Source organism: Streptomyces sp. AC558_RSS880 (assembly GCF_019049255.1).
Classification (GTDB): domain Bacteria; phylum Actinomycetota; class Actinomycetes; order Streptomycetales; family Streptomycetaceae; genus Streptomyces.
In genome coordinates this window covers 1-603 of sequence record NZ_JAGMUJ010000076.1, presented here as the reverse complement: position 1 = coordinate 603, position 603 = coordinate 1, and the positions used below count along the sequence as shown (strand labels likewise).

Annotated in this window: 1 rRNA gene; it reads left to right on the top strand. The window is 60.9% G+C overall.

Annotated elements, in window-relative coordinates:
* Positions 1 to 271: 271 nt before the first annotated feature.
* Positions 272 to 603 (top strand): 23S ribosomal RNA (locus tag KUM38_RS23765); the annotation flags it as partial.

Genomic DNA, 603 nt, shown 5'->3' with positions numbered 1-603 from the left:
CAGGGGCCAGTACATCGGCGAACGTCCGGTGCTGGTTGCTCATGGGTGGAACGTTGACTACTCGGCACACTTGACCAGCTTCTCTTCCCAGTACTGCTTCGGCGTGGAACGGAACGAGGAGGGGTGAGGGTGTCGGGCACGCTGTTGGGTGTCTGAGGGCACGGCCGTATGGCTGCCTTCAGTGCCGGCCCCAGTGCACTCGGGATGTGGTCCCGGGGTGATGGGTGGTTGGTCGTTGTTTGAGAACTGCACAGTGGACGCGAGCATCTGTGGCCAAGTTTTTAAGGGCGCACGGTGGATGCCTTGGCACCAGGAACCGATGAAGGACGTGGGAGGCCACGATAGGCCCCGGGGAGTCGTCAACCAGGCTTTGATCCGGGGGTGTCCGAATGGGGAAACCCGGCAGTCGTCATGGGCTGTCACCCTTGCCTGAACACATAGGGCAAGTGGAGGGAACGCGGGGAAGTGAAACATCTCAGTACCCGCAGGAAGAGAAAACAACCGTGATTCCGGGAGTAGTGGCGAGCGAAACCGGATGAGGCCAAACCGTATGCGTGTGAGACCCGGCAGGGGTTGCGCATGCGGGGTTGTGGGATCTCTCTT